We start from the raw sequence: 904 nt of genomic DNA on the forward strand, positions 1-904 counted from the left end.
CGAGCGCCTTCGCCCGGTACTGCCCCTCACCCCGACCCTCTCCCCGAAGGGGAGAGGGAGAAGGTCCCAGACATGCTGCATTTCGAACTCGTCACGCCAGAAAAGCTCGTCCGCTCGGAGGAGGTCTACATGGTCGTCGTCCCCGGCACCGAAGGCGATTTCGGCGTCCTGGAAGGCCATGCGCCCTTCATGTCGACGGTCCGCGACGGCGGCGTGCAGGTATACCGCACGCAGAACGGCACCCCCGAGATCATCGCGATCAAGGGCGGTTTCGCCGAGGTCAACGCCAAGGGCCTGACGGTGCTGGCCGAGCATGCGGGCGAGTAAGCGCACCAACTGAACCAAAAGTGTTTCCCCGCGAAGGCGGAGACCCAGACTGGGCACCCGCCTTCGCGGGTGAACACGCTTTTGGCTTATGACGGACACGGAGCTTACGCCCCCTCAAGCCGTCATCCCAGCGCAAGCTGGGATCTCCCCGTTCCGGGTCGCAGCGCCCGCCCCGATGATATCCCAGCTTTCGCTGGGATGACGGTCGTGAGAGTGGGTACCCTCTACAGAAAATATGCGGGCAGACGTCCACCGGCTTGCGAGCTTGCGTCGGGCAGCCGCGCCCCCCCAAACGTCATCCCAGCGAAAGCTGGGATCTCCCCGTTCCGGATCGCAGCACTCGCCCCGATGATATCCCAGCTTTTGCTGGGATGACGGTCGTGAGAGGGGGGACCCACTACAGAAAATATTCGGGCAGACGTCCACCGGCTTGCGAGGTTGCGTCGGCCAGCCGCGCGCCCCCAAACGTCATCCCAGCGCAAGCTGGGATCTCCCCGATCCGGGTCGCAGCACTCGCCCCGATGATATCCCAGCTTTTGCTGGGATGACGGTCGTGAGAGGGGGGACCCACTACAGA

The 904-nt window shown here is 64.3% G+C and carries 1 protein-coding gene; it reads left to right on the forward strand.

Features of this window, described 5'->3' with window-relative positions:
* Positions 1-72: 72 nt before the first annotated feature.
* On the forward strand, positions 73-327 hold the full coding sequence (locus NLI89_RS21660; RefSeq protein ID WP_093399766.1) for an ATP synthase F1 subunit epsilon: 255 nt from the start codon (positions 73-75) through the stop codon (positions 325-327).
* The last annotated feature ends 577 nt before the right edge of the window (positions 328-904 follow it).

It is taken from the genome of Sphingomonas faeni (assembly GCF_024273235.1).
In the GTDB taxonomy this organism is placed as follows: domain Bacteria; phylum Pseudomonadota; class Alphaproteobacteria; order Sphingomonadales; family Sphingomonadaceae; genus Sphingomonas; species Sphingomonas faeni_A.

Excerpts from the sequence above, each read along its gene's own strand:
- NLI89_RS21660 (WP_093399766.1), top strand. The coding sequence starts at position 73 with ATGCTGCATTTCGAACTCGTCACGCCAGAAAAGCTCGTCCGCTCGGAG.